General features: G+C 36.6%; 25 protein-coding genes. 16 read left to right on the top strand and 9 right to left on the bottom strand.

The features are described from left to right. Positions 1 to 92: 92 nt before the first annotated feature. Entirely contained in the window at positions 93 to 1,925 is a 1,833-nt protein-coding gene (gene glmS, locus E2R68_RS09670) for a glutamine--fructose-6-phosphate transaminase (isomerizing) (protein WP_134277498.1), read from the bottom strand. A gap of 431 nt (positions 1,926 to 2,356) precedes the next feature. Between glmS and rmuC the strand changes: the two genes are divergently transcribed. Then, positions 2,357 to 3,844 (top strand): DNA recombination protein RmuC, encoded by a 1,488-nt coding sequence (rmuC, locus tag E2R68_RS09660; RefSeq protein ID WP_243834641.1) that lies wholly within the window; start codon positions 2,357 to 2,359, stop codon positions 3,842 to 3,844. On the opposite strand, the gene E2R68_RS09655 is transcribed toward rmuC, so the two are convergent. From E2R68_RS09655 to def, 6 genes are read right to left on the bottom strand one after another with little or no spacing between them, the layout of a single operon-like run. Then, complete coding sequence (locus E2R68_RS09655; RefSeq protein ID WP_134277495.1) at positions 3,841 to 4,725, bottom strand: LysR family transcriptional regulator; 885 nt, start codon at positions 4,723 to 4,725, stop codon at positions 3,841 to 3,843. The two genes, rmuC and E2R68_RS09655, sit on opposite strands and share 4 nt — an antisense overlap. A gap of 23 nt (positions 4,726 to 4,748) precedes the next feature. Beyond that, on the bottom strand, positions 4,749 to 6,194 hold the full coding sequence (locus E2R68_RS09650) for a TrkH family potassium uptake protein (protein WP_134277494.1): 1,446 nt from the start codon (positions 6,192 to 6,194) through the stop codon (positions 4,749 to 4,751). 10 nt (positions 6,195 to 6,204) lie between these two features. Then, positions 6,205 to 7,581 carry a Trk system potassium transporter TrkA gene (gene trkA, locus E2R68_RS09645; RefSeq protein WP_134277493.1) on the bottom strand — a complete coding sequence of 459 codons (1,377 nt, stop codon included), beginning with the start codon at positions 7,579 to 7,581 and terminating at the stop codon, positions 6,205 to 6,207. A gap of 42 nt (positions 7,582 to 7,623) precedes the next feature. Further along, positions 7,624 to 8,922, bottom strand: coding sequence for a 16S rRNA (cytosine(967)-C(5))-methyltransferase RsmB (gene rsmB / locus E2R68_RS09640; protein ID WP_134277492.1), 1,299 nt, complete (start codon positions 8,920 to 8,922; stop codon positions 7,624 to 7,626). Then, positions 8,922 to 9,881 carry a methionyl-tRNA formyltransferase gene (fmt, locus tag E2R68_RS09635; RefSeq protein ID WP_134277491.1) on the bottom strand — a complete coding sequence of 320 codons (960 nt, stop codon included), beginning with the start codon at positions 9,879 to 9,881 and terminating at the stop codon, positions 8,922 to 8,924. Before fmt ends, rsmB begins: the two co-directional genes overlap by 1 nt. A 38-nt stretch (positions 9,882 to 9,919) precedes the next feature. After that, complete coding sequence (gene def / locus E2R68_RS09630; protein ID WP_134277490.1) at positions 9,920 to 10,432, bottom strand: peptide deformylase; 513 nt, start codon at positions 10,430 to 10,432, stop codon at positions 9,920 to 9,922. 96 nt (positions 10,433 to 10,528) lie between these two features. Between def and E2R68_RS09625 the strand changes: the two genes are divergently transcribed. The 7 genes from E2R68_RS09625 to E2R68_RS09595 all read left to right on the top strand — a co-directional run bounded on the left by E2R68_RS09625 (position 10,529) and on the right by E2R68_RS09595 (position 16,257). Further along, entirely contained in the window at positions 10,529 to 11,611 is a 1,083-nt protein-coding gene (locus tag E2R68_RS09625; protein WP_134277489.1) for a LysM peptidoglycan-binding domain-containing protein, read from the top strand. A gap of 63 nt (positions 11,612 to 11,674) precedes the next feature. Further along, a complete protein-coding gene (gene dprA / locus E2R68_RS09620) occupies positions 11,675 to 12,757 on the top strand; it encodes a DNA-processing protein DprA (protein WP_243834640.1) in 1,083 nt (360 codons plus the stop codon). Between the two features lie 2 nt (positions 12,758 to 12,759). Continuing rightward, positions 12,760 to 13,233: a Smg family protein gene (locus E2R68_RS09615; protein ID WP_134277488.1), complete on the top strand. Its 474-nt coding sequence runs from the start codon at positions 12,760 to 12,762 to the stop codon at positions 13,231 to 13,233. Between the two features lies 1 nt (position 13,234). Then, positions 13,235 to 13,795, top strand: coding sequence for a DNA topoisomerase family protein (locus E2R68_RS09610; protein WP_134277487.1), 561 nt, complete (start codon positions 13,235 to 13,237; stop codon positions 13,793 to 13,795). 84 nt (positions 13,796 to 13,879) lie between these two features. Continuing rightward, entirely contained in the window at positions 13,880 to 14,443 is a 564-nt protein-coding gene (tsaC, locus tag E2R68_RS09605) for an L-threonylcarbamoyladenylate synthase type 1 TsaC (protein WP_134277486.1), read from the top strand. 181 nt (positions 14,444 to 14,624) lie between these two features. Further along, positions 14,625 to 15,107: a 5-(carboxyamino)imidazole ribonucleotide mutase gene (gene purE, locus E2R68_RS09600; protein ID WP_134277485.1), complete on the top strand. Its 483-nt coding sequence runs from the start codon at positions 14,625 to 14,627 to the stop codon at positions 15,105 to 15,107. Position 15,108: 1 nt separating this feature from the next. Continuing rightward, positions 15,109 to 16,257 (top strand): 5-(carboxyamino)imidazole ribonucleotide synthase, encoded by a 1,149-nt coding sequence (locus E2R68_RS09595; protein WP_134277484.1) that lies wholly within the window; start codon positions 15,109 to 15,111, stop codon positions 16,255 to 16,257. Between the two features lie 65 nt (positions 16,258 to 16,322). Here E2R68_RS09595 and E2R68_RS09590 read toward each other — a convergent pair whose 3' ends face one another. Continuing rightward, positions 16,323 to 17,333 (bottom strand): class I SAM-dependent rRNA methyltransferase, encoded by a 1,011-nt coding sequence (locus E2R68_RS09590; protein ID WP_134277483.1) that lies wholly within the window; start codon positions 17,331 to 17,333, stop codon positions 16,323 to 16,325. A 215-nt stretch (positions 17,334 to 17,548) separates the two neighbouring features. On the opposite strand from E2R68_RS09590, the gene aroE reads away from it, so the two are divergent. The 8 genes from aroE (at position 17,549) to coaA (ending at position 24,002) form a co-directional block, all read left to right on the top strand. Further along, positions 17,549 to 18,367, top strand: coding sequence for a shikimate dehydrogenase (gene aroE / locus E2R68_RS09585; RefSeq protein ID WP_134277482.1), 819 nt, complete (start codon positions 17,549 to 17,551; stop codon positions 18,365 to 18,367). Positions 18,368 to 18,406: 39 nt separating this feature from the next. After that, positions 18,407 to 18,688, top strand: a complete 282-nt coding sequence (locus E2R68_RS09580) for a DUF1488 family protein (RefSeq protein WP_134277481.1) — start codon at positions 18,407 to 18,409, stop codon at positions 18,686 to 18,688. A 35-nt stretch (positions 18,689 to 18,723) separates the two neighbouring features. Next, the gene (locus E2R68_RS09575) at positions 18,724 to 18,987 is read left to right on the top strand and encodes a DUF1040 family protein (protein WP_134277480.1); all 264 of its coding nucleotides are present in this window, start codon (positions 18,724 to 18,726) and stop codon (positions 18,985 to 18,987) included. Positions 18,988 to 19,180: 193 nt separating this feature from the next. Next, complete coding sequence (gene ccoG, locus E2R68_RS09570) at positions 19,181 to 20,581, top strand: cytochrome c oxidase accessory protein CcoG (protein WP_134277479.1); 1,401 nt, start codon at positions 19,181 to 19,183, stop codon at positions 20,579 to 20,581. Between the two features lie 71 nt (positions 20,582 to 20,652). Beyond that, positions 20,653 to 21,642, top strand: coding sequence for a serine/threonine protein kinase (locus tag E2R68_RS09565; protein WP_134277478.1), 990 nt, complete (start codon positions 20,653 to 20,655; stop codon positions 21,640 to 21,642). A gap of 44 nt (positions 21,643 to 21,686) precedes the next feature. Next, positions 21,687 to 22,295, top strand: coding sequence for a thiol:disulfide interchange protein DsbA/DsbL (locus E2R68_RS09560; protein WP_134277477.1), 609 nt, complete (start codon positions 21,687 to 21,689; stop codon positions 22,293 to 22,295). 110 nt (positions 22,296 to 22,405) lie between these two features. After that, complete coding sequence (locus E2R68_RS09555; protein WP_243834647.1) at positions 22,406 to 23,047, top strand: uridine kinase family protein; 642 nt, start codon at positions 22,406 to 22,408, stop codon at positions 23,045 to 23,047. After that, positions 23,040 to 24,002 carry a type I pantothenate kinase gene (gene coaA / locus E2R68_RS09550; protein ID WP_134277475.1) on the top strand — a complete coding sequence of 321 codons (963 nt, stop codon included), beginning with the start codon at positions 23,040 to 23,042 and terminating at the stop codon, positions 24,000 to 24,002. Before E2R68_RS09555 ends, coaA begins: the two co-directional genes overlap by 8 nt. Before the next feature lie 119 nt (positions 24,003 to 24,121). Here the strand turns inward: coaA and glpX are convergent, their stop codons facing one another. After that, a complete protein-coding gene (gene glpX, locus E2R68_RS09545; RefSeq protein WP_134277474.1) occupies positions 24,122 to 25,132 on the bottom strand; it encodes a class II fructose-bisphosphatase in 1,011 nt (336 codons plus the stop codon). Positions 25,133 to 25,141: the final 9 nt, after the last annotated feature.

The following is a 25,141-nucleotide window of genomic DNA, read 5'->3' as shown; positions in this document are numbered from 1 at the left end:
AATAACGCATAAAAAAACCTCACATTAAACATTGTTAATGGGAGGTTTTTAGTATTTTTTCTGCTTTATTAAATCAACTTTATGAAGGTCGATTATTCCACTGTAACAGCCTTAGCTAAATTACGTGGTTGGTCTACATCAGTGCCTTTAATTAGGGCCACATGATATGACAATAATTGCATTGGAACTGTGTAATAAATAGGTGCTGTAATTTCACTTACTTTTGGTAAGTTAACTACTTTCATACCTGCTTCATTATTAAAACCAGCTTCTTTTTCAGCAAATACATATAACAAACCACCACGAGCTCGTACTTCTTCAATATTTGACTTTAATTTCTCTAGCAGTTCATTACCAGGAGCAACAACTACAACCGGCATATCAGCATCAACTAATGCTAATGGACCATGTTTTAATTCACCCGCTGCGTAGGCTTCTGCATGAATATAAGAGATCTCTTTTAGTTTTAAAGAGGCTTCCATTGCAATTGGGTAAAATTCACCACGACCTAAAAATAGTGTGTGATGTTTTTCTGCAAAGTCAGGTGCAAGCGCGGCAATTTCTTTATCAAATGTTAATGCAGTTTCTATTTGAGCAGGTAATGCCACAATAGCTTCAACAATCTCTTTTTCTTTCGCTGCATCAATACGTTTTTGTTGTTTACCCATTGCAGTTACTAACATTAATAATGCTAATAATTGCGTAGTAAATGCTTTTGTTGATGCCACACCGATTTCAGTGCCTGCTCGTGTCATGAATGCAAAATCTGATTCACGTACTAATGATGAACCTGCAACATTACATACTGTCATCGCAGCCATGTAGCCACTTTCTTTTGCCAAACGTAATGCAGCTAATGTATCAGCAGTTTCACCTGATTGAGACAAGGTAATTAATAAACTATTAGGACGTGTTACAAATTTTCTGTAGCGAAACTCAGAAGCGATTTCAACATCACAACTCACACCTGCTAATGACTCAAACCAGTAGCGAGCTGTCATACCTGCATTGTAAGAAGTACCACAAGCAATAATTTGTACATGTTCTACTTTATTTAAGATCTCAACAGCATTCACACCAATACTTTCAGTGATCACTGCATCATGAGAAATACGGCCTTCCATGGTGTTGATCAATGCAGTTGATTGTTCAAAGATTTCTTTCTGCATGAAGTGGCGATATTTACCTTTATTACCTGCGTCTGATTCTACGTTTGATTCGATAACTTCACGCTCTACGGCATTACCACTCTGATCAAAAACAAACACATCTCGACGGGTAATTTCAGCAACGTCACCTTCTTCAAGGTACATAAAACGACGTGTTACGTTTAATAATGCAAGTTGGTCTGACGCTAAGAAGTTTTCACCAATACCACGACCAATAACAATTGGGCTACCTGAACGGGCAACAACTAAACGACTTGGATCGTTACTGTCCATTGCAACCATGCCGTAAGCACCTTCTAATTGAGTTACAGATTTTTGTACTGCTTCTCTTAATGATGCTGCGCTTTTTAATTCCCATGCAACTAAGTGCGCAATAACTTCTGTGTCTGTTTGAGAATAAAAAACATAACCACGTTGTTGTAATAATTCGCGCAACGGCTGATGATTTTCAATAATACCGTTATGTACAATAGAGATACTGTTTGAAACATGAGGGTGTGCATTTATTTCTGAAGGTTCACCATGAGTTGCCCAACGAGTATGTGCAATACCAGTACCACCTAAAACTGCATTTTCATCAACAGCATCGGCTAAAGCTTGCACTTTACCTAAACGACGAACTCTAGTGCAGTTACTTTTGTCATCTACAACGGCCATACCAGCAGAGTCATAACCACGATATTCTAGTTTTTTTAGACCCTGTAATAATATTTCTGATACTTCTCTTTGCGCAATTGCACCAACGATACCGCACATAAAATTCTCCTTGATAATAGTTTTATAATAATAGATGTGCACTTTAGTGTATTTGTTGCAATAAATCACGCAAAAAACAGCAAAAACACGCAAATAAATTGATATTCATGCAAATACACTCTTTAAAATAATGAAAGCTGCTAAATAATATAGTTAATTATTTCAATTTAACGTTATTAACGCATCAAGCTTATATTTTTACAGTTAACTATTCACTTATATATAATTACTGTTTAAAGTTACAGTTCTTATATTGTTGGTGGAAAGTACATGTTGAATCAATCGCTCATTCAAACGTTATCATTATTTTGGAAATTATTAACGGTTCTGATCCTGCCAGTCATCATGTTTCTCTATATAAAATTCATGGATGTATGTTATGAACAGCCTTTTACTTTCGCTGATTTAGACCAAGGTAAAAACATTCATAAATGGATGATTATTGCTATTTATTTAGCTTTTTTACTTTGTTGGAACAGACTCAATCCCATCGTCATGAATATATTAAAAAAACTGGAACATTAAAAATGCCAACAGAGTTAATCACTAACAATACCCTCTTAATTACCGTTGTTGTCAGCTTATTATTGTTATGCTTATTAACCTTTACTTTATTTGCTTTATCTCGCAGTAAAAAACAACTTGCCGCACAACATCTTGCCTTAAAATTAACAGAACAAAATCTACAACATGAAACTCAACAGAACCAATCACATCAACATAAAATAGATGATTTATCCTTACATAACGACAGTTTACAAGCTCAAGTCAGTAAATTAACAACGCGCGTTAGAGAATCAGACGTTCGCTTACAAGCTGGCGAACAGCGTTTACAAGATCAACAAGCAACCGAAGCTAAGCTGAGTCAACAATTTGAAGTCCTATCACAGCGCATTTTTAATGATAAATCGAGTCAATTTAAACAGTTAAACGAGCAATCTATTAAACAATTGTTAGATCCGTTAAAAACTCAGTTAGAAGGGTTTAAAAAGCAGGTAAATGATTGTTATATAAATGAAAGTAAAGAACGTTTTAATTTAAAACGAGAAATAGATCAATTAGCTAACCTCAATAACTTAATGCATCAAGAAACCCAAAATTTAACTAATGCGTTAAAAGGTGATAACAAGCAACAAGGTAATTGGGGAGAGGTTGTTTTACAGCGAATTTTAGAAAACTCGGGGTTACGCGAAGGCCATGAGTATGCGACACAAGTTAATTTAAAAGATAGCCATGGGCAGCGATTTTTACCCGATGTGATTGTCAATTTACCACAGCAACGCAATATTATTATTGATTCCAAAGTTTCTTTAGTGGCTTATGAGCGTTATTTTAATAGCCAAGATGTAACACAACAAAAGCAAGCGATTGAAGCGCATTGTTTATCTATTCGTCAGCATATACGGGGGTTAGGTAAAAAAGATTACCAAGATCTCATTGGAGCTAATACGTTAGATTATGTTTTACTCTTTGTGGCTGTTGAGCCTGCTTTTACTGCCGCTTTAGAACATGATCCAAGTTTGGTTCAACTAGCTTTAGATAATAATATTCTGCTCGCAAGTCCAAGTAACTTAATGATTGCTCTACGCACAATTGAAAACTTATGGCGTTTTGAACGACAAGAAAAAAATGGGCAATTAATTGCTCAACAAGCAAGCAAGCTATACGACAAATTACGCTTATTTAGCGATAACTTTTTAGAAGTTGGCTCGCAAATAGATAAAGCACAAAAAACTTACCATAGCGCCCTTAAACAGCTTAGTTCTGGTCGTGGCAATGTTATTCAACAAGCTGAACAATTAAAAGGCTTAGGTGTGCCAATTAAACGGCCATTATCAGAAAAGTTAACAGAACAAAATAGTCCTGTTCAAGAGGCAAGCAATAACCAAACCGCGGCATTAAATAACACTGAGAGTTAAGCTAATAACTGCTTTATTTTGCTTTCAAACCAATGGTAGCGAGTAGGCAACTGACGATAACGTTTTTGAGTTAAATAGAGTGGCTCTTGGACTGTTATTTTAAGTGGGAAAATAGTGAGAGATTGTTGTTCTGTAAACTGTAAAACTGCACGTTTAGGCAGAATAGTGAAACCTAACCCTTTTGCGACTGGTAATAAAATTTGCTGCGATTGGTTTACATAACCTTTAATATTTAAGCTATCAGGCCCTTTATAATCCACTTTAAAGTTACTAGAAAAAACCTTTTCTATAAAATGTAATCCATCAGGATGGTTAATAAAACCTATTTTATTAAGTTCAGCAAAACACTCACTGCCCGTCACTTGAATGCTTGTAGGTAACACCAGTTGTAACTCTTCATAACCTAATAAAGTCTGTTTTAATTGTTCCTGTGCGCTTTCAACCGTGACAATGCCCAAATCAACTTTATTATTCAGCAAATCATTAATAATGTTCTTATTAGGAGCGGCTTCAACAAATACGGAAAGCTGCGGATATAAGGTTTGTTGCTGTACAAAATAAGGATATAAAAAGCTCGCTAATCCACCAGAGCAGGCCATTGAACAAATACCTTGAGTGGCGTCATCATGATTAATTTCTTCATTTAACTGTTCTTCTAACAAACGCATTTTTAATCCCGTTTGATAGAGTTTTTCACCCGCTAATGTTAATTCAAATCGTTTACCGTAGCGTTGTAATAACAAGGTGTCGAAATGTTTTTCTAACTTTTTTATATGTTGGGTTACACCCGGTTGGGTCATAAATAACTGTTCGGCAGTCTGTGTAAAATGCTCTGTTTCAACCAATTTCATAAAAGTATTTAAGTGCTTTTGATTGAGCATAATAGATCTCTTTTATTATCTGATTAACGACGCCAAAAGTGACGTGTAAATATAACTGCAACGGTTAAAATCTCTAAACGTCCCATCAACATACCAATGGATAACACCCATTTAGACGCATCAGGCAAACCTGCAAAATTACCCGAAGGACCTATTTCAGGCACTAAACCTGGTCCAACATTTGAAACGGCAGTGATTGATGCGGTTAATGAGGTTAATGGCGATGAACCAAAAAGAGTTAATAACAGTGTTGAAATAGCAATAGTCGCGAGGTATGCAAGTACGAATGCGATCAATGATCTTAGTATGTCATCGCTTACTTTGCGATTATTATACTGTTGTGGAAATAGTGCATGTGGATGCATTAACAACATAAGCTGACGCTTGAGCAGACTAAAAGCAATTTGGAAACGGAAGATTTTAATACCTCCCGCTGTAGACCCTGAACATGCGCCTGTAAATAATAAACCAAAGAAGATAACAACACTAAAATCTCCCCAAGTAATAAAATCATCTAACCCGTAGCCCGTTGTGGTCACTACGGAAACAACATTAAACACACTTAAACGAATAGCATCTAACCAAGAAAACTGTCCCGTATAGACCAAATATGCACTTAAACTCAATGAACACACAAAAACTAACTTAGCAAAACCTTGAATTTGCGCATCTTTCCATAAAGGTTCAAGTGATTTTTTATGTACACTTCTGACTAATAATAAGAAAGGTAAACCACCCAAAAACATAAAGATCACAGCGTTTAAATGAGCAAAATGTGAAAAGTGCCCCATTGAGCTATCTGATGTTGAATAACCACCGGTGGAGATAGTTGTCATTGCATGGTTAACTGCATCAAAAGTTCCCATACCAGCTAATCGATAACCAAAGAAACAACATACGCTTAAAAACATGTAGACCAAGAGGATATCTAACGCCACACGACGTGTTTTAGCTGACGATTTCTCAGACCAATCTGATGATTCGGTTTGGAATAAACGCATCCCACCAACATTTAAGAAAGGCAGAATAGCTACCCCCATTACAATGAAACCAACACCACCTAGCCATTGTAAAATTGAGCGCCATAATAGAATACTAGGGTGCATAGTATCTAAACCATGCAATACCGTACTTCCTGTTGTTGTAACACCAGACATGGTTTCAAAAAAGGCATCGCTGTAACTGATATGTTCAATAAAAACAAAAGGTAAAGCTGCAAATAAACTTGCTAGCATCCACACCCCAGTTGTCAGTAAAAACATCTCGCGCACACCTAAATGAGAGCGTTCTTCTTCGCCACCCAGATAAATAAACAAGATAGAGGCAAGATGGGTAATAATAATGGAAAATAAGAATTCAAAGCCACCAAAGGTTTTGCTATGAAAAGCAAAAACCATTGGGATATACATAAATACTGCCATTTTCGACAGTACTAAACCTGTGATAAAAAATAGAGGGCGATAAGTCATCGATTACTACTTATAAAAAGAATGGACTTGGTTGGAATAGCTTTTCAATATCACTAATGTATTTTTTATTCACTAGGAACAAAATAACATGATCATCACTTTCAACCACAGTGTCATCGTGTGCAATTAATACCTCTTCGTCACGTACAATAGCGCCAACACTGGTGCCTTTTGGTAATTTCAATTGCGCTAACTCTTTGCCAACCACTTTAGAGGTTGTACTATCACCACGAGCAACAATTTCAATCGCTTCTGCAAGCCCTTCACGTAACGAATAAACATGTTTTAAATCGGCTTTACGTACATGTGTTAAAAGAGCTGATAATGTTGCTTGTTGTGGGGAGATTGCGATATCTAAAATATTACCTTGGATCAAATCAACATAAGCATTACGTTGAATAAGCACCATCGCTTTTCGAGCACCAAGACGTTTTGCTAACATGGCTGACATGATATTAGCTTCATCATCGTTTGTTACTGTAATAAACAAATCGGTTTGATCGATATGCTCTTCCATTAACAGTTCTTTATCTGACGAATCACCACAAAAAACAATGGTATTAGATAAGGTTTCTGACAGATACTCTGCTCGTTTAAAATTCTTCTCAATTAACTTAACTGAGTTTTCTTTTTCTAAACGTTTAGCCAAGCTTTCACCAATATAACCACCACCAACAATCATGATGCGTTTATATGGATGCTCCAGTTTTTGCATCTCGCCCATAATCGCACGGATATTAGGGCTAGCGGTAATAAAAAACACCTCATCATCGGCTTCGATAATAGTGGTACCTTGCGGACGAATCGCTTTACCACGTCTAAAGATTGCCGCCACACGCGCTTCGATATTAGGCATGTGCTCTTTTAGTGCAGAAATCGCATTACCTACTAATGAACCACCGTAATAAGCTCGAATAGCCACCAGCCCAACTTTGCCATTAGCAAAGTTAGCTACTTGTAATGCACCTGGATATTCAATGAGTTGTGCAATGTAATCACTTACTAACTTTTCTGGCGCGATAATGTGATCAATAGGAAAAGCATCTTTGTTAAACAATTCAGCTTCATGCATAACCACACTTTGAGAACGAATACGGGCAATTTTTTTAGGAACATTAAACAATGTAAATGCAATTTGACAGGCAACCATATTCACTTCATCACTGTTGGTGACAGCAATCAACATATCTGCGTCAACGGCACCTGCTTCACCTAGTGTATGTGGGCTAGAAGCACTGCCATGTACCACACGTAAATCGAAACGATCTTGTAATTCTTGTAAGGCTTCGTGGTTTTCATCCACTACGGTGATATCGTTATTTTCGCCAACCAAGTTTTCCGCTAAAGAAGCACCTACTTGTCCTGCACCTAAAATAATAATTTTCATTTGCTCTCACTGCTTATCAATTTACTGTGGGCTGCTCTCTTTTTATAACGCTTTTTGTAATTTAGCGTAATAAAAGCCATCCATTTTTTGTTCATTTGGCAATATTTGACGAGGTGTTGCCTCATTATTATATTGCGCAACTAATGGAATTAATGATGCGTCGCTTGTTGTTTGTAAAAAATCATTGATTTGTAAGTCATTTTCATCAGGTAAAATAGAACAGGTCGCGTATAAAAGCACGCCTCCTGGTTTTAATTTTTTCCATAACGCAGATAAAATGTTTTTTTGTAATGACACTAATTCACTAATATCACTATCACGACGTAACCAACGAATGTCAGGATGGCGACGTATTACACCAGTTGCACTACAAGGCGCATCACATAAAATACGATCAAATTGCTCGCCTGACCACCATTCATCTGGTTTTGAAGCGTCACCATGAATGACCGTTGCTTGTAAATTTAAACGTTGCAAATTATCTTTCACACGTAATAAACGTTTTTCATCAAAGTCCACCGCAACCATTTGTTTCAGTTCAGGTTGTAACTCTAATGTGTGAACCGTTTTTCCGCCTGGAGCGGAACAGGCATCTAAAACAAGATCACCTGCTTGTGCATCTAAATAATGTGCAGCTAACTGCGCAGCTCCATCTTGTACTGAAACCCAACCAGCTTCAAAGCCTGGTAGTTGGTAAACATCACAAGCATTTTCTAAACATAAAGCGTTATCATTAAATTCAGCAATGCTTGCCGTTTTTTCCTGTTCAGTCAACAACGCAAGGTATTGCTCACGATCATGAAAGCGTGAGTTTACACGTAACCACATGGGTGCTTGTTGGTTATTTTCAGTCATTATTTGCACTGCTTTTTCTTCGCCATAAGCCGCTTGCAAACGTTTAACTAACCAACTTGGATGGCAATATAAAAGCGCAGGTTGTTGATCTGCTTTTTCAATTAAACTCTCTTGCTCACGTAAAAAGCTTCTTAATACACCATTTACCATACCTTTTAAGGCTGGTTTTTTTAATGCTTTTGCACCATTAACCGTTTCACCAACAGCGGCATGACTTGGAATACGCGTATATAAAAGCTGATAAATGCCCACTAAAATTAGAAAGTGTAAATCACGCTGTTTACCTGTTAACGGCTTTTTCATTAATGAACGGCAGAAAAAATCTAAACGAGGAAGCGTACGCAAAACACCGTAACATAGCATTTGGACTAGGGCTTTATCTTTAGGAGAGAGATCTTGTTGGATCGCAGGCAAAGCTTGGGAAAGCGATTGCCCTTTTTCTACGACTTGATTTAGTACTTTAGCGGCAATTGCACGTACGTTCATTATGTTTGGCCTTGTTCAAGTAAGTTGCTAGCAACAGTAAATAATTCACGACGCGAATTTAACACATCCTGCACAGGCATTGCTTTTTTACCTGCTAATTGGATAATTTCTAAATTTAAAACACCTTCACCTGTTGCCACCTGAATACCGTTTTTATCAACCTTGATAATAGCACCTGCACTTTCAGTGGTGGTAGATTCTACAATAGTCGCTTTATGCACTTTAATTGTTTGCCCAGCCCATTCAAAATAACTAATAGGCCACGGGCTAAATGCGCGAATACAACGGTCAATAAAAGTAGCATCATCACGCCAGTTAATTAACGCTTCTGCTTTACTCAATTTTTTGGCATAAGTTGCATGACTTTCATTTTGTTTTTCTGCAACTAATTCACCTGCTTGTAACTGCTGAATCGTTTCAATTAATACTGCAGGGGCTTGTTTTGCTACTTTCGCGTATAACGAAGCACTGGTTTCATCAGCGTCAATTGGACAACTTACTTTTTTTAACATATCGCCGGTGTCTAAACCTTCATCCATTTGCATAATGGTCACACCCGTTTCTTTGTCACCCGCCCAGATTGCACGTTGAAAAGGAGCTGCACCACGCCATCTAGGTAACAATGAACCATGCACATTTAAGCACCCTAAACGCGGTGTTGTTAAAACACTCACTGGTAAAATTAAACCATAAGCAACAACTATCATCAGGTCAGCCTTCAATGTAGCAAGTTGTTCCACACTTTCAGCTTGTTTGAAGTTTTCTGGTTGATAAACCGCAATATCATTTGCTAATGCAACTTCTTTAACAGCACTAGCCGTTAATTTTTTACCGCGACCTGCTGGGCGATCTGGTTGGCTATAAACAGCAACAACATTAAACTCTGCATCAATTAATGCTTGTAAATGATTTGCAGCAAAATCGGGGGTACCAGCAAAGATGATATTTAGTTTTTCCACGCAACAACCTTAAATAATATGTAAAGAAAAATAAAAAACTATGAGAATTTTTTATTTTGACGCTGTAATTTTTCTAACTTAGCTTTAATACGTTTTTGCTTAAATGGTGAAAGGTAATCAATAAATAGCTTACCTTTTAAATGATCTAATTCATGTTGGATACAAACAGCAAATAAACCTTCAGCTTTCACTACTTGTTTTTCACCTTCTAAATCTAAATATTCTAAAGTAACGAATTCAGCACGTTCTACATCAGCATTTGTATCAGGAACAGATAAACAACCTTCTTCTGATACTTCAACTCCAGACGTTTCTATAATAGTTGGGTTAATCAGTGTAATTGCTTGATCGCGACTCTCAGAAACATCGATAACAACAATGCGTTGATGAATATTTACTTGAGTAGCAGCTAAACCAACGCCATTTTCGTCATACATGGTTTCAATCATGTCAGATGCTATTTTTTTGATTTCAGGTGTGATCTTGTCAACGGGTTTAGCAACAGTTCGTAGGCGTTCGTCCGGAAAATGTAATACTTCTAATAAAGGCATGATATTATTTGGCTCATAGTTAATGTTAAAGAATGTTAATTCTAGTCATTTCCTTTTACAAAAAACAGTTTTATTAATCACAGGACAAGGATTGTTATGAAATTAAAACTAATTGCTTCACTGGTTATTGGTGCGGCACTTTCAATGTCGGCAATTGCCGACATAATAACATTGAAAAAAGATCGCCCCGAGACATATACTGTTAAGAAGAATGATACTCTTTGGGACGTTTCAACTCAATTTTTAAACAGTCCATGGTTATGGCCTCGTTTATGGCAAGAAAATGACCATATTGCCGATCCACATTTAATTTATCCTGGTGACGTATTAAAGCTAATTTGGGTAGATGGAGAACCTAAATTAACACGTAAGCTTTTAAAAAGATTATCGCCAACACCACGTTTGGAAAAGAAAGGTCAACCAATTCCAACAATTCCATTAGTTGCCATTTCTGCATTTTTATCAAAAGATCATATTATTGACCCTGACCTCGTGAAAGATGCTCCTCGTTTATTAGGTGATGCGAATGCTTCTCCACGTTTTTTTGAAGGAGATATTTTTTATGCTCAAGGTCAATTCGATAAAAAGAAACTTTATGGTATTTATCGTTTAGGTGATGTTTATAGAAATGTTGAAACTGGAGATCCATTAGGCTCTGAACTAATCTTTATTGGACATACGCAAGTATCAACGAGCCCAGATGTTGAGGGAACGAAAAAAATAACACCAATGGATTTCATTAGAAGCTCTCAAGAAGCGCGTCAAGGTGATTTAATTTTACCAATCCCTGAATATGAAACATTACCGGCTTATTTTATTCCTCAATCTGTGCCAAAAACTGAAAAAGGTCATATCTTAGCAGCACTGAACAATGCAGTTGCTATTGGCAAATGGGATATTGTGGTGATTGATAAAGGTAAAGAAGATAGTGTTCAAATTGGCTCTATGTTCTCTATCTTACGTTCAGGTCCTGCTGTGTTAGTGAGTGATAAGAAAATAATTTACCAAGAAGACGGTAATGCGTTTGAAAAAATGGGTGATCCAGATTTAATGATCCCAGCTCAACGTGTTGGTGAATTAATGGTTTTCAAGGTATATGAAAAAACAAGTATTGCTATCGTAATGCGCGCAACAGATGCCATGGGTGCTAAATATAAAATTGAAGGGTTAGAGTTTTAACCCTCTTTTATATTAAAAGCTAAGGAGGTTTTTATTCAACAAGATCTATTTGACGATATTGATATGAATACAGACCCTCTTTGTTGCTGGATAGCATTAGATGCTATTCCAGCATTACAAAAGCGTAAAATATTTACGCTTTTGTCTCATCACTCCATCCAACAACTATTTCAACTTAATCAAACGCAACTTGCCAAATATCACCTTAAACCTGATCAAATAAAAGCATTTTTAGAGCCTGATTTAACGTTTATTCAGCATTGTATCGATTGGCAACAACAAGCATCAGATAACTATATTATTAGCTATGGTGATAAACGTTATCCTGAATTATTAAAACAGATCAGCAGTCCTCCCTTATTACTATTTGCACAGGGTAATATCGATTTATTATCTTCTCCACAAATTGCTATTGTCGGTAGTCGAAGCTGTACACCATACGGACAACAAAAAGCACATGATTTTGCGCAACAACTTGCACAAGCAGGGTTAACGGTTACTAGTGGATTAGCAATTGGTATTGACGGTATGGCGCATCAGGGGTGTTTAGCTGAAACAGGTGCAACTATTGCCGTATTGGGTACCGGCTTAAATAAACTCTATCCAAAACGCCATGTTTCACTAGCGAATAAAATCCGCGAGACAGGTTTATTAATCTCTGAGTTTTGGCCAGATACTCCAGCCTACCCAACTAATTTCCCTCGACGTAATCGCATTATCTCTGGCTTAAGTTTAGGCACCTTAGTGATTGAAGCGTCGGTTAAAAGTGGTTCTTTAATTACGGCTCGTTATGCTATTGAGCAAAATAGAGAAGTGTTTGCACTACCGGGCTCTGTGGATAACCCACAAGCATGTGGCTGTTTGCAGCTCATTCAACAAGGTGCAAAATTAGTATTAAATTGCACAGATATTATGAATGAATTTCCACAGTTAATGCTTATTACTCATACTGAAGAACCTGAACTTAACACATTAAAAGATAAACATTTTTTACTCGATATGATTGATTATCACCTAACCTCTTTTGATACTATTTTAGCGCGCAGTGGCTTAGATGTAGTCACCTTACAAAATGAGTTAATAGAACTAGAGATAAATGGTACAATTAATGCCCAACCGCAAGGTTACATTAAGTTAAAAGGTTAGTTATGTTCGAAATTATCATGTATCTCTTTGAAAGCTATATCCAAGTTGATCAAACAATGGAGCTTGATGCACAAGAGGTGACCGATGAATTAATGCAAGAAGGCTTTCAAAAATCTGAGATCACTAAAGCATTAGCATGGTTAGATAATTTAGCGAGCATGCATACCCAAGATCCACAAAGTAGAACATTAGCAGAGCAAGCAACATCACATCGTTTTTATAATAAAATAGAGCAACGTCATATTTCTATAGAATGCCAAACTTATATCAGCTACTTAGAAGAAGCTAAAATTTTAACAACACATACACGTGAAGTTGTTATTGATTGTGTGATGTCTCTAGACACCACAGAACTTCTTTTAGAAGATTTAAAGTGGTTAATTCTGATGGTGTTATTTAATGACCCAATGAGTGACGGTGCCTTTTTACAATTAGAATCAATGCTAATGGATTTTGAGGAAGGATTGATTCATTAATATGAGCAATTTAAACACTCACCATAAAAAAGTATCTGAAGCCTGCCCTAAATGCGCGTCACCATTACATATTAGAAATGGTAAACAAGGGCCATTTTTAGGTTGTAGCAGTTATCCTGCATGTGATTATTTACGTCCACTACATGAAAAAGGCGAGATAAAAAAAGTACTCACAGGTAGTCGCTGCCCTCTTTGCTCAAAAGAGTTAGTACTAAAACAAGGTCGCTTTGGTTTATTTATTGGATGTAGCGATTACCCTCATTGTGAACACACAGCTCAGCTTTCAGAACAAAATGTTGCCGCACCAGAAACTAAAAAAGAAGCAGCAATTACTTGTCCAAGTTGTAAAAAAGGAGAATTGGTTCAACGTCAGTCTCGTTTTGGTAAAACTTTTTATGCCTGTAGCAATTACCCTACTTGTAAATATGCGGTAAACGACAAACCAGTCAATGAGTTTTGCCCTGAATGTCATTGGCCAATTATGGTTGAGCGAAAAACCAGCACTGCATTACGTATAATTTGTCCTAAAAAAGGATGTGGTTATCGTAGTAAGCCGATATAATTAAAGGCAAAATAAGGTTGTTTTTATACCGCACAAACATCCTATCTAATTTCACTAAACATATAATTTTAAAGTTGATTTTCAATGACCCATTACAATCTTCCTGATGCAATCGCTGCATTAAAAAACCAAGGTGTAATTGCTTATCCTACTGAATCTGTTTTTGGATTAGGTTGCGATCCCGACAGTGAAGTTGCCATTCAAAAAATTCTCGATTTAAAACAACGCCCTGCGTATAAAGGGTTGATTTTAATTGCAGCTAATATCGAACAATTACAAAATTATGCAGATTTTTCATCATTAAGCAGCGATCAACTCAATAATATCAAAGCAACTTGGCCGGGCCCCTTTACTTGGGTTGTCCCAATACAAAGTTCATTATCAAAATTAGTGAGTGGAGACTTTAATAGCATTGCAGTCCGAGTCACTAAACATCCTGTAGTACAAGCGCTATGCCAAGAGTTTGGTAAGCCAATTATTTCCACTAGTGCAAATTTATCGGGATTAGAAGCTTGTGTAACAGCACAGCAAGTCGCACAAATGTTTATTAGTAATCCACTACTTGATTATATCGTTGATCAGCCTGTCACGGGGTTGGAAAATCCTTCACAAATTCATGATGCATTAACCGGTAAGCGATTACGTTAATTTACTGCAACGATAGTAATATAAGCATCTCCATAGTGATGAAGTTTTAATTAAATCAAAATCCTTAACCTAAAATCACTTAGCCAATTCACCGGGTGAACTTTGCATATGATGGGGTAACGGGTATAATCGCGCGCATTATTTAAACTATATAAACAATCCCCTTACAACAGGAGTACGCATGAAAGTTGGAATTATTATGGGCTCGAAGTCTGACTGGCCGACCATGGAGCACGCGGCAAATATGCTAGCTTCTTTTGGAATTGAATATGAAACACGCGTTGTTTCTGCACACCGTACTCCACAGTTATTAGCTGATTACGCTTCTAGTGCTGCTGAACGCGGCATTAAAGTGATTATCGCTGGTGCTGGTGGCGCTGCACATTTGCCAGGTATGGCTGCTGCTTTTACTAGTTTGCCTGTATTAGGTGTACCGGTTCAATCTAAAGCACTAAAAGGCATCGACTCTTTATTATCAATCTGCCAAATGCCTAAAGGTGTTGCAGTAGGTACTCTTGCAATCGGTGAAGCCGGTGCTGCAAATGCCGGTTTATTAGCAACACAAATTCTAGCTTGCCAGCAACCAGAATTACTTGCAAAAGTTGACGCATTCCGTCAAAAACAAACAGATACTGTTTTAGCTAACCCAGATCCAGCGATTTAATATGAATATTCTAGTATTAGGTGCAGGCCAACTTGCACGTATGATGAGCTTAGAAGCTGCGCCCTTAAATTTAAACATACGCGCGTATGATGTAGGCACAAAACAAGTTGTTCACCCACTGACATTACAGTCATTTGAGCAAACACTTGAAGATGCTATCGCTTTTGTTGACGTGATCACTTGTGAATTTGAACACATCCCTGATGATGTACTCACTCTTTGCTGTGATAGTGGCAAGTTCTTCCCGGGTAAAGCTGCAATCAAAGCCGGTGGCGATCGTAGTATTGAAAAAGCACTACTTGATAAAACTGGCGTTCCTTCTGCTCCTTATAAACTGATCACTGAAAAACAACACTTAGTTGATTCAGTATCATTATTAGGTTTACCTTTAGTGATTAAAACTTGCCAAGCGGGATATGACGGTAAAGGGCAATGGCGCTTAAAATCAGTCGAGCAAATAGATACTATTTGGGCTGAAATGGCAGAGTTTATTAAAGCCGGTACAGAAGCTTTCCCTCACAGTATTATTGCAGAAAAGATGATCCCCTTTGATCGTGAAGTATCTGTTATTGGTGCACGTGATAAAGCAGGCAATATCGCAATATATCCTGTTACTGAAAATCAACATACAAACGGGGTATTAACGTTATCATTAGCGGCTGAAATTGATCTTAATGTTCAACAGCAAGCCATTGATGCATTTAATAAATTATCAGAAAAAATGGATTATGTTGGTGTATTAGCGATTGAATTCTTTGATGTAGGTGGTCAATTAATGGTTAATGAAATTGCACCACGTGTGCATAACTCAGGTCACTGGACACAACAAGGTACTGTTTGTAGTCAGTTTGAAAACCATATGCGTGCGGTAGCCGGTTTACCATTAGGTGATACTCAATTGCAGAAAGTGAGCGCAATGATCAATGTATTAGGTCAGGCATCAATCAGCAAGCAAGTACTTAGCATCAGTGATGTTAAAAGCCACTGGTACGGTAAAGCACAACGAATCGGTCGTAAAATGGGACATATTAACGTCTCAGCAGAAAGCAATTCAGCCTTAGCTAATAAATTATTACAGCTTGCTGACATTTTACCTGAAGAAGATTACCCTGGTGTTAAAAGCACTGCACTACGCTTAATAGAAAGTTAAGATAAGCTTATATTTTAATATCATAGCCGAGTTTACTACTCGGCTTTTTTTGTACTAATGAAGAACTAATTCAATGTTAATGCCACTATTTTTAATGGATGGTTATCATCAAATGATGGGAAATCTTGATGGCAATCTAACCATTCAACATGGCTTACTTCTCTCCCCTGTTTTTCAACACAACGCACTAAACTATTAAACCAAACTGCTTTATCAACCTTAGCGACATTGTTACAACAAACAATAGTGCCACCTAATTTTGTCGTTAGTAGTGCAGGTTTGAATAAACTTTGGTAATCGTTCACCAAGTCAACGGTACCAAATGCGCTTTTCGCAAAACGAGGGGGATCTAAAAAAACCAGATCAAATTGTGATGCAGACATTTTGGGATAACTTGGTAATTGCTTATTATTGCGGCTAGTGACTTTTAACCCCGCTAACTGACGCAAAGCAGGAAAAGCATCACTTTGGATAAACTGGCAAACGGACTCAACACCATTTAACTCCGCATTTTTTTGTCCTGCCGCTAATGCAAAAGATGAAAAGTCAATATTAACAACACGTTTAGCACCACCCACAGCAGCAGCCGTTCCGATACCACAAGTATATGAGAATAAATTTAAGACACTTTTTTTGTGACTATTCGCTTTTACAAATTCACGGCCAACACGCATATCTAAAAATAATAGAGGGTCTTGCCCTTCATGACGTAACTTGCTGGTAAACAAAATGCCGTTTTCTGACATAACTTGTTCAGATTGTGCATAATCTGTTTCATCAGCACTAAGCTCGTTATGAATGCGAGAATTTTTATTAGAGCGGTCGTTATATACAATGGGTAAATCAGCAACATCAATTAATATGTCACTGATCACTTTGATGTCTTCAGCAGAAAGTGTTTCATGAAAAGTCTGGATTAACCAAGCATCACCATAACGATCAATATTGAGTCCATTAATACCTTCTACCGTGCCATGAAAAACACGGAAGCAATCTGTTTTTAAGGTATCAGTAGCAACACAGAGAAGCACACTGCGTTTAGCTAACGCAGCATTTAACAAAGCAGTTATTGGCATAATCAAAACTCTTATAAAAGAAGAACAGCTATTCAGCAAAGACTAATGCCAGATAATGAGCAGATATAATAACAAACAGAATGATTTAACAAAACAAATTTGCCAATCACCCCTGCTTTTTATTCACTTTTCCGTAATTAAAAAAATGATTCATCTAGATACCCTGAACATGCTAAATTACCCTCTTAGAAAATCTTATTTCAATTGGAGCTCTCATGGATCAATATGCTGTTTTTGGCAACCCTATCAAACATAGTAAATCGCCATTTATCCACACTTTATTTGCTAATCAAACACAGCAAGAAATGACTTACGGTATTATTGAAGCACCCGTTGATGGTTTCACTGCAGCAGTACAAGCATTTTTTAACGGTGATGCAAAAGGTTGTAATATTACCGCACCTTTTAAAGAAGAAGCTTTCCAATTTGCACAATCTTTAACTGACCGAGCACGTTTAGCAGGGGCAGTTAACACACTAAAGAAAACAAATGACGGTTTGATCATTGGTGATAATACCGATGGCGCTGGATTAGTTTTAGATTTAAAGAATAATCACGTCGATTTAAACAATGCTCGTATATTATTGCTTGGCGCTGGTGGTGCAGCTCGTGGTGTATGTAGTTCTTTATTAGCGGAAAATCCTGCACAGTTAACCATTGCGAATCGTACATTTGAAAAGGCTCAAACTTTAGTTTCTATTTTTCAAGAGTTAGGCAACATCAACGCAGTAGAATTTGAAAATTTAGAAGGCCATTTTGATGTCATTATTAATTCAACATCAGCTGGTTTACATGGCAGTCTTCCTAATATATCAGACACACTCATTACACCTGAAACAGCCATTTATGACATGACTTATAATACACAAACAACAGCATTCAACGCATGGGCTAAAAAGAATGGCGCGAGATTAACTATTGATGGTTTAGGCATGTTAGTAGGACAAGCCGCTGAAAGTTTTGCAATTTGGCGAGGGGTAAAACCGGGCGCTAAACAGGTTTTAAATGAATTACGCCATAACTTAGCTGAATAATTCTCATAAAAAATAGTTTAAAGCGCTAAAGGTAAAAAGATGAATCAAGCCATTATATTTTCAGATAATGAAAAATATAACAATCTCTTACAGCAAGTTGAGTTTCAAGCACAATCCCAAGGTACACTAATTACCTGTGTTATTTCATTCAATAAACTATGTCAATTAACCGCACAAAAAATTGATAATATTGCAAAAAATGAAACTACAATCTTGGAATTATTTGAGTTGGTACGTTTTGATATTGAAGAGCTAGCAGAAACACTAATCAAGCAACAAGACTTTCACCCTGATGGTAAAGTCTATTTACAGAATATTTAATATTTATAATTAGCATTAACAAATAGGAAAAAAATATGGATAACCATCGTATCAATGAAATCTTAGATCTTATTAAACCTTACTGGTTAAAGAATAAAGAACTGAGTTTATTAGAGCTATTACAACTGTTATCAACTGAGTCAGGCTTTAATAAACCAATCTCAGAACTCACTGATGAAGTCATTATTTACCATTTAAAAATGGATCAAACTGAGAAAGGAGACATGATCCCAGGCATTGCTAAAGATTGTGAAGACGATTTCCAAGCAGCTTTATTAAAAGCACGTGGTTTATTATAGTTCTAGTTAAATAATCAATAATAAAACCCGTCATAATTTCTCAATGAAGCGGGTTTTTATTATTAAGTCATATCCACTCTTTTAATATGTGTCTATAAAACAAAGTAGAGCGTTGATTTTGTTTTGCAGGTTGCATTTATTCACTAATAATTGCTTTATAATCCGTGACATTATCCATACAAGGAGTTGAGTAATGACTCAGAAAATCAAAATTAAAGAAATCAAAACCACACACAAAGCGGGGGCAGATCGTTTTAACCCAAGCAATCGAATTTATGTGCGTGCAGCTTATGGTTTTTATCAGAAATTACGAAAATTCACTGGTTGGGGATTAATTTTATTTTTTATTGGATTGCCACTGATCCAATGGAATGGGCATCAAGCTGTATTATTTGATGTGGATAAACAGCAATTTCATCTGTTCAACATGACTCTATTCCCGCAAGATTTAACGCTACTGGCATGGACCTTTATTATTGCCGCCTTTGCATTATTCTTTTTTACCACCTATTTAGGTCGAGTATGGTGTGGTTATACCTGTCCACAAACGGTTTGGACATTTATTTTTATTTGGTTTGAAGAGCGATTTGAAGGCGCAGCAAATAAACGTAAACGTCTTGATCAAATGCCTTGGGATTTTAATAAAATTTGGCGAAAAACAGCCAAACATATCAGTTGGTTAATTGTTTCTCTGCTAACCGCCCTTGCCTTTTGTTCTTATTTTGTTCCCGTTAAAACACTTTATAGTGACTTTTTTACCGGTCAAAGTAGTGCAATAGTACTCATCATGATATTTATTTTTGCTATTTCAACTTATGCCAATGCCGGTTGGATGCGCTCTATTTTCTGTATTCACATGTGCCCTTATTCTCGTTTCCAATCTGCTATGTTTGATAAAAACACATATAGCGTGGGTTATGATGCAACTCGAGGTGAAGCTCGAGGCCCTCGTTCACGTAAAACAGATCGAGCAGAAACAGGCTTAGGCGATTGTGTCGATTGTGATTTATGTGTGCAAGTTTGTCCTTCAGGTATCGATATTCGAGACGGATTACAATACGAGTGTATTAACTGTGGGGCTTGTGTTGATGCATGTGATGAAACCATGGATAAAATGGGCTATCCACGAGGTTTAATTTCTTATACTTCAGAGCAAGTATTAGAAGGCAAAGAAACCAAATTAATGCGACCAAAAATTATTGGTTATGGGTTAATGCTATTAATTATGGGGTCATTATTTGTAGTCAATCTCGCGACATTAAGCAAAGCCGAAATGGAAATCGTACGAGATAGAGGCGCACTGTACCGTGAAAATGTAGATGGTTTAATTGAAAATACATACACATTAAAAGTGCTCAATAAAACGATTCAAACACAGGTTTATCGAATTACTTTTACTGGGTTAAAAGATGCAACGTTAAATGGCCCTAAAGAGATTTCTATTCGTTCAGGAGAAGTCTTCACGCAACCAATTTCAATTGCTGTTGACCCTTACGATATCAAATCTAAAAAAGTTATCCTGACCATCAAACTAACCAATGTTGAAGATGGTGAAGTTATTGAACAAGAGAGTCCTTTCTTTCTTAATTTTTAACAAGTAATAACATTAATTTTATAAAGGCGCTCAGGATCTCCTGAAAGCGCCTTTTTTATTGGAGAATATCAATGAATAGCACAACGTTAAGCTATCAAAACCTCACACCAGAGTGTCAATTAGATGCTTTAGCGAGTATTGGAATTTATCCTGAAACAGGTTTACTAGCTTTAAATTCTTATGAAAACCGTGTGTACTCGTTCAAAGATGAAAATCAGCATCGTTATGTGGTGAAATTCTATCGCCCAGGGCGCTGGAGTGAACAACAATTATTAGAAGACCATGACTTTAGTCTGAATTTATCAACTGCCGGTTTGCACCTTTCTGCACCTATAGAGATTGCAGGTAAAACATTACACCTTTTTGCAGGTTATTATTTTGCACTTTTTGATAACCTATCTGCTCGATCTTTAGCTGTAGATAATATTGATAGTTTATATGACGTTGGCATTGCATTAGGCAAATTACATAAAGCTTCTGAGCAATATCAGTTCAAATACCGCCCTACATTAAATGTATTAAATGAGATAACCCTGTCGCAGCAAAGTTTAAAAAGCTGTGAATATATACCAAACACTATCAAGCCCTTATTATTTAAAACTATTGAGCAAATCCAAGAGAAAATAAGCGTATTAGCCTTACCTAAATTACCTTTAATTGCTATTCACGGTGATGCACATGCCAGTAATATATTATTAAAAGATGAGCAACCTTACTGGGTTGATTTTGATGATTGTAAGATGGAACCTGCAGTACAAGATATTTGGATGTTATTAAATGGCACACGTAATGAGCAACAGGTGCAACTATCTATGTTGTTAGAGGGTTACCAAGAAGAGCGTGATTTTGATACAAAGCAATTAGCTTATATTGAAGTACTACGAACGATGCGCATTATCAATTATGTGAGCTGGATCAACAATAGATGGGAAGATCCTGCATTTTATCTAAATTTTCCATGGTTTATAACTGATCAATATTGGAAAGAGTTGTTACAATCGCTACAACAACAATTAAGCCTGTTAGATGAAGCACCTTTGGCACTTCAACCACAGTATTAATTCATTATTATTAAATCAATACCATTACAACAAAGGAAAAAACAATGAAAAAGGTTTTTGCTCTATTCATCGGGTTATTTTTACTATCGCTAAATGTTAATGCTGCAGACTTCAAAGAAGGAACGCATTACGAAGTTGTTAGCCAAACAGCAACAGAAAAACCTGAAGTACTAGAATTTTTCTCATTCTACTGCCCACATTGTTTTAAATTTGAACCACTAATGAAAACACTTCAACAAGAGTTACCAGCTAACGTAAATATTAAGAAAAACCACGTTAACTTTATTGGTGGCAGCATGGGTCCACAAATCACACAAGCTTACGCAGCAGCAGAAGTGTTAAATGTAAAAGAGAAATTTACTAGTATTGTTTTTGATGAAATTCATACCCAGCGTAAAACAATCAATGGTGAAAAAGATATTTTAGCTATGTTTGTTAAAGCTGGTGTAGAAGAAAAACAAGCAAAAGCAGCATTAGCAAGCTTCCCTGTAAATGGTTTAGCTTCACAAATGAAACGTAACACTGAAAACTTTAAAATCCGTGGTGTACCTACTTTGATTGTTAACGGAAAATATAAAGTAAATACAGGTTCAGTTAAAAGCACTAAAGAGTTTATTGAATTAGTTAGATTTCTAACTCAAAAAACCAACTAAATAGCACTCACTGAAGCGCTTAATGAAAATAAAAAGTCACTTTAGTGGCTTTTTTTATTTTTATGGCATAATAGCGCTGCATCCAGATAGGGAGATGACAGTTGAAAACTATGTTTAATAACGCTGCACAAATGAAAAGTGCCATTAAAGATCTACACAATCACAGAGAGTCTAAGAAAGCACAAGTGATCGCCATTAGTGGTATCGAAGGCAGTGGTAAACGCTCCCTTACGGAAAAGATTGCAGCAGCTTTAAGGCTTGATGGTTTAAATGTAGCCGTTGTCCACACTGATGATTGGGAAGCAAGTAAAGAAATCCGCTTTAATGTCATGAACAGCCCAGAAGAATATTATTTAAATGCGTATCGATTTGACGAGATGTTTGAACAACTAATTTTGCCATTAAAACTATTTGGTAGTATCAAAACGTCAGTTAACTTAGATGATGCTGAGTCTCCTCGTCAGATAGATTATAATTTTGAAGATATAGATATCATTCTTATTGAAGGTGTTTATCTTATACAAGAAGCCTTTTTAGATTTATATGATTATAGCTGTTGGGTAAAAAGTAATTTTGATACCGCCTTCAAACGCTTAGCAGAACAAATGGATATTGAAGAGTCACAGGAAGCATTAGTTAATTTATTTGAAATGCTGATCAAACCTGCAGGCCAATATCATATTTATACTGATGACCCAATTGGTAACAGTAAATCAATTTATCTTGAAGAAGAAAACACACCTCATGAGTGATCATCTGGCATTCATTCAGCAAAACATTCATAACGCTTATATGCATTTTGAACGTAAACAATGGTCACAATTACGTGATAATGTTGAATTAACGCTATCAGAACAGGATATCGCACAATTACGAGGTATTAACGAGTCATTATCAATGCAAGAAGTGGTAGACATTTATTTACCGCTTTCTCGTTTATTAAATTTATATGTTGAAGCTCGACAACATCGTCATACAGTACGTGATAAGTTCCTCGATTCAACACATGAAAAAATACCTTATATCATAGGCATTGCAGGTAGTGTTGCTGTTGGTAAAAGTACTTCTGCACGTATATTACAAGCATTATTATCACGTTGGCCAGAGCACCCTAAGGTTGCCTTAGTAACAACCGATGGCTTCCTACGTCCTAATCAAGATCTTGTTGCTCGTAATTTGATGCATAAAAAAGGTTTTCCAGAAAGCTTTGATACAAAAGCATTAATTGAATTTGTGTCTGCAATAAAGTCTGGTGATAAAAATATCACAGCACCTATTTATTCACATTTAACCTACGACATTATTCCCGATCAGTTAGTGCATATTGAGCAGCCAGATATTGTTATTTTAGAAGGGTTAAACGTATTACAAACCGCACATGATGAACCAGAGCAAGCAAATCGAGTGTTTGTTTCTGACTTTGTAGATTTTTCTATTTTTGTGGATGCCGATACAGACCTATTAAAAACATGGTATATCCAGCGTTTTCTCAAGTTCCGTGAAGGTGCTTTTACTAATCCTAATGCTTATTTTCATAGTTATTCCAAAATGAGTGAAGAAGAAGCCATTGCTATAGCATCAAAAATTTGGGATGAAATAAACGGTATTAATTTAGAAGAGAATATTCGTCCCACACGGGATCGAGCGAATCTAATACTGAAGAAATCAACAAACCACCAAGTAAGCTCTGTTAAATTACGAAAATAATACCAATTACATTAAGTATGTGACCATTTACTGTGATTGCTATAAAGGCTTAATCTGCAAAAAAACATTAAAAAAGGCGCTAATTGCGCCTTTTGTATTTTCACTCACGTATACCAATATTAAAGAATAATATCTTTTAAGTTTGGATCTTTACGATCTAAATAATGTGTTGAATAAATACGACGTACTGTACGTGATTTACCGCGTACTAATAATGTTTCAGTTGTTGCTAAACGACCATTAACAGATACACCTTCAACTAGGTCACCTTTGGTGATACCTGTTGCTGAAAAGATAACATTGTCATTTTTTACTAAGTCTTCAAGTTTAAGTACTTTATTCACTTCAATGCCAGCAGCAGTACAACGAGCGATCTCTTCTTCACCAATGCGAATATTCTCTTCTGTAGGTTCTTTTACCATTGGACGAGGAATTAAGCGTGCTTGCATGTTACCGTCTAATGCACGTACCACAGCAGCTGAAATAACACCTTCTGGTGCACCACCAATACAATATAGAACATCAACCTGATTATCAGGCATACAAGCTAATACAGAGATAGCAACGTCACCATCTGGAATAGCAAATACACGACAACCCATGCCTTGCATCTCTTTAATCACACGGTCATGACGAGGTTTTGCTAAGGTAGCAACTGTTAAGTCAGAAAGTGATTTACCTAAAGCAAATGCAACAGCTTTTAAGTTTTGCTCTAAAGAGCGCTCTAAATCAATTGCATCTTTTGCATTCGGACCAACAATTAATTTTTCCATGTACATATCTGGTGCACGTAAAAAGCTGCCTTTTTCACCAACAGCTAATACAGCTAAAGCATTTGACTGCCCCATTGCCGTCATACGCGTACCTTCAATTGGATCAACAGCGATATCAACTGCATCACCCGTTCCTGTTCCAACATGTTCACCAATATATAACATCGGTGCTTCATCGATTTCACCTTCACCAATGACAATTTCACCATCGATATCAATCTGGTTGAAAATAAGGCGCATAGCTTCTACAGCTGCACCATCGGCAATATTTTTATCACCTCGACCTAACCACTTGTACCCAGCTAATGCAGCTGCTTCTGTTACTCGAGAAAACTCTATTGCTAATTCGCGTCTCATTTTATGAGC

Origin of the sequence: Psychromonas algarum, from assembly GCF_004376845.1 — a bacterium.
In the GTDB taxonomy this organism is placed as follows: domain Bacteria; phylum Pseudomonadota; class Gammaproteobacteria; order Enterobacterales; family Psychromonadaceae; genus Psychromonas.
This window is presented reverse-complemented; position numbering and strand designations above follow the sequence as displayed.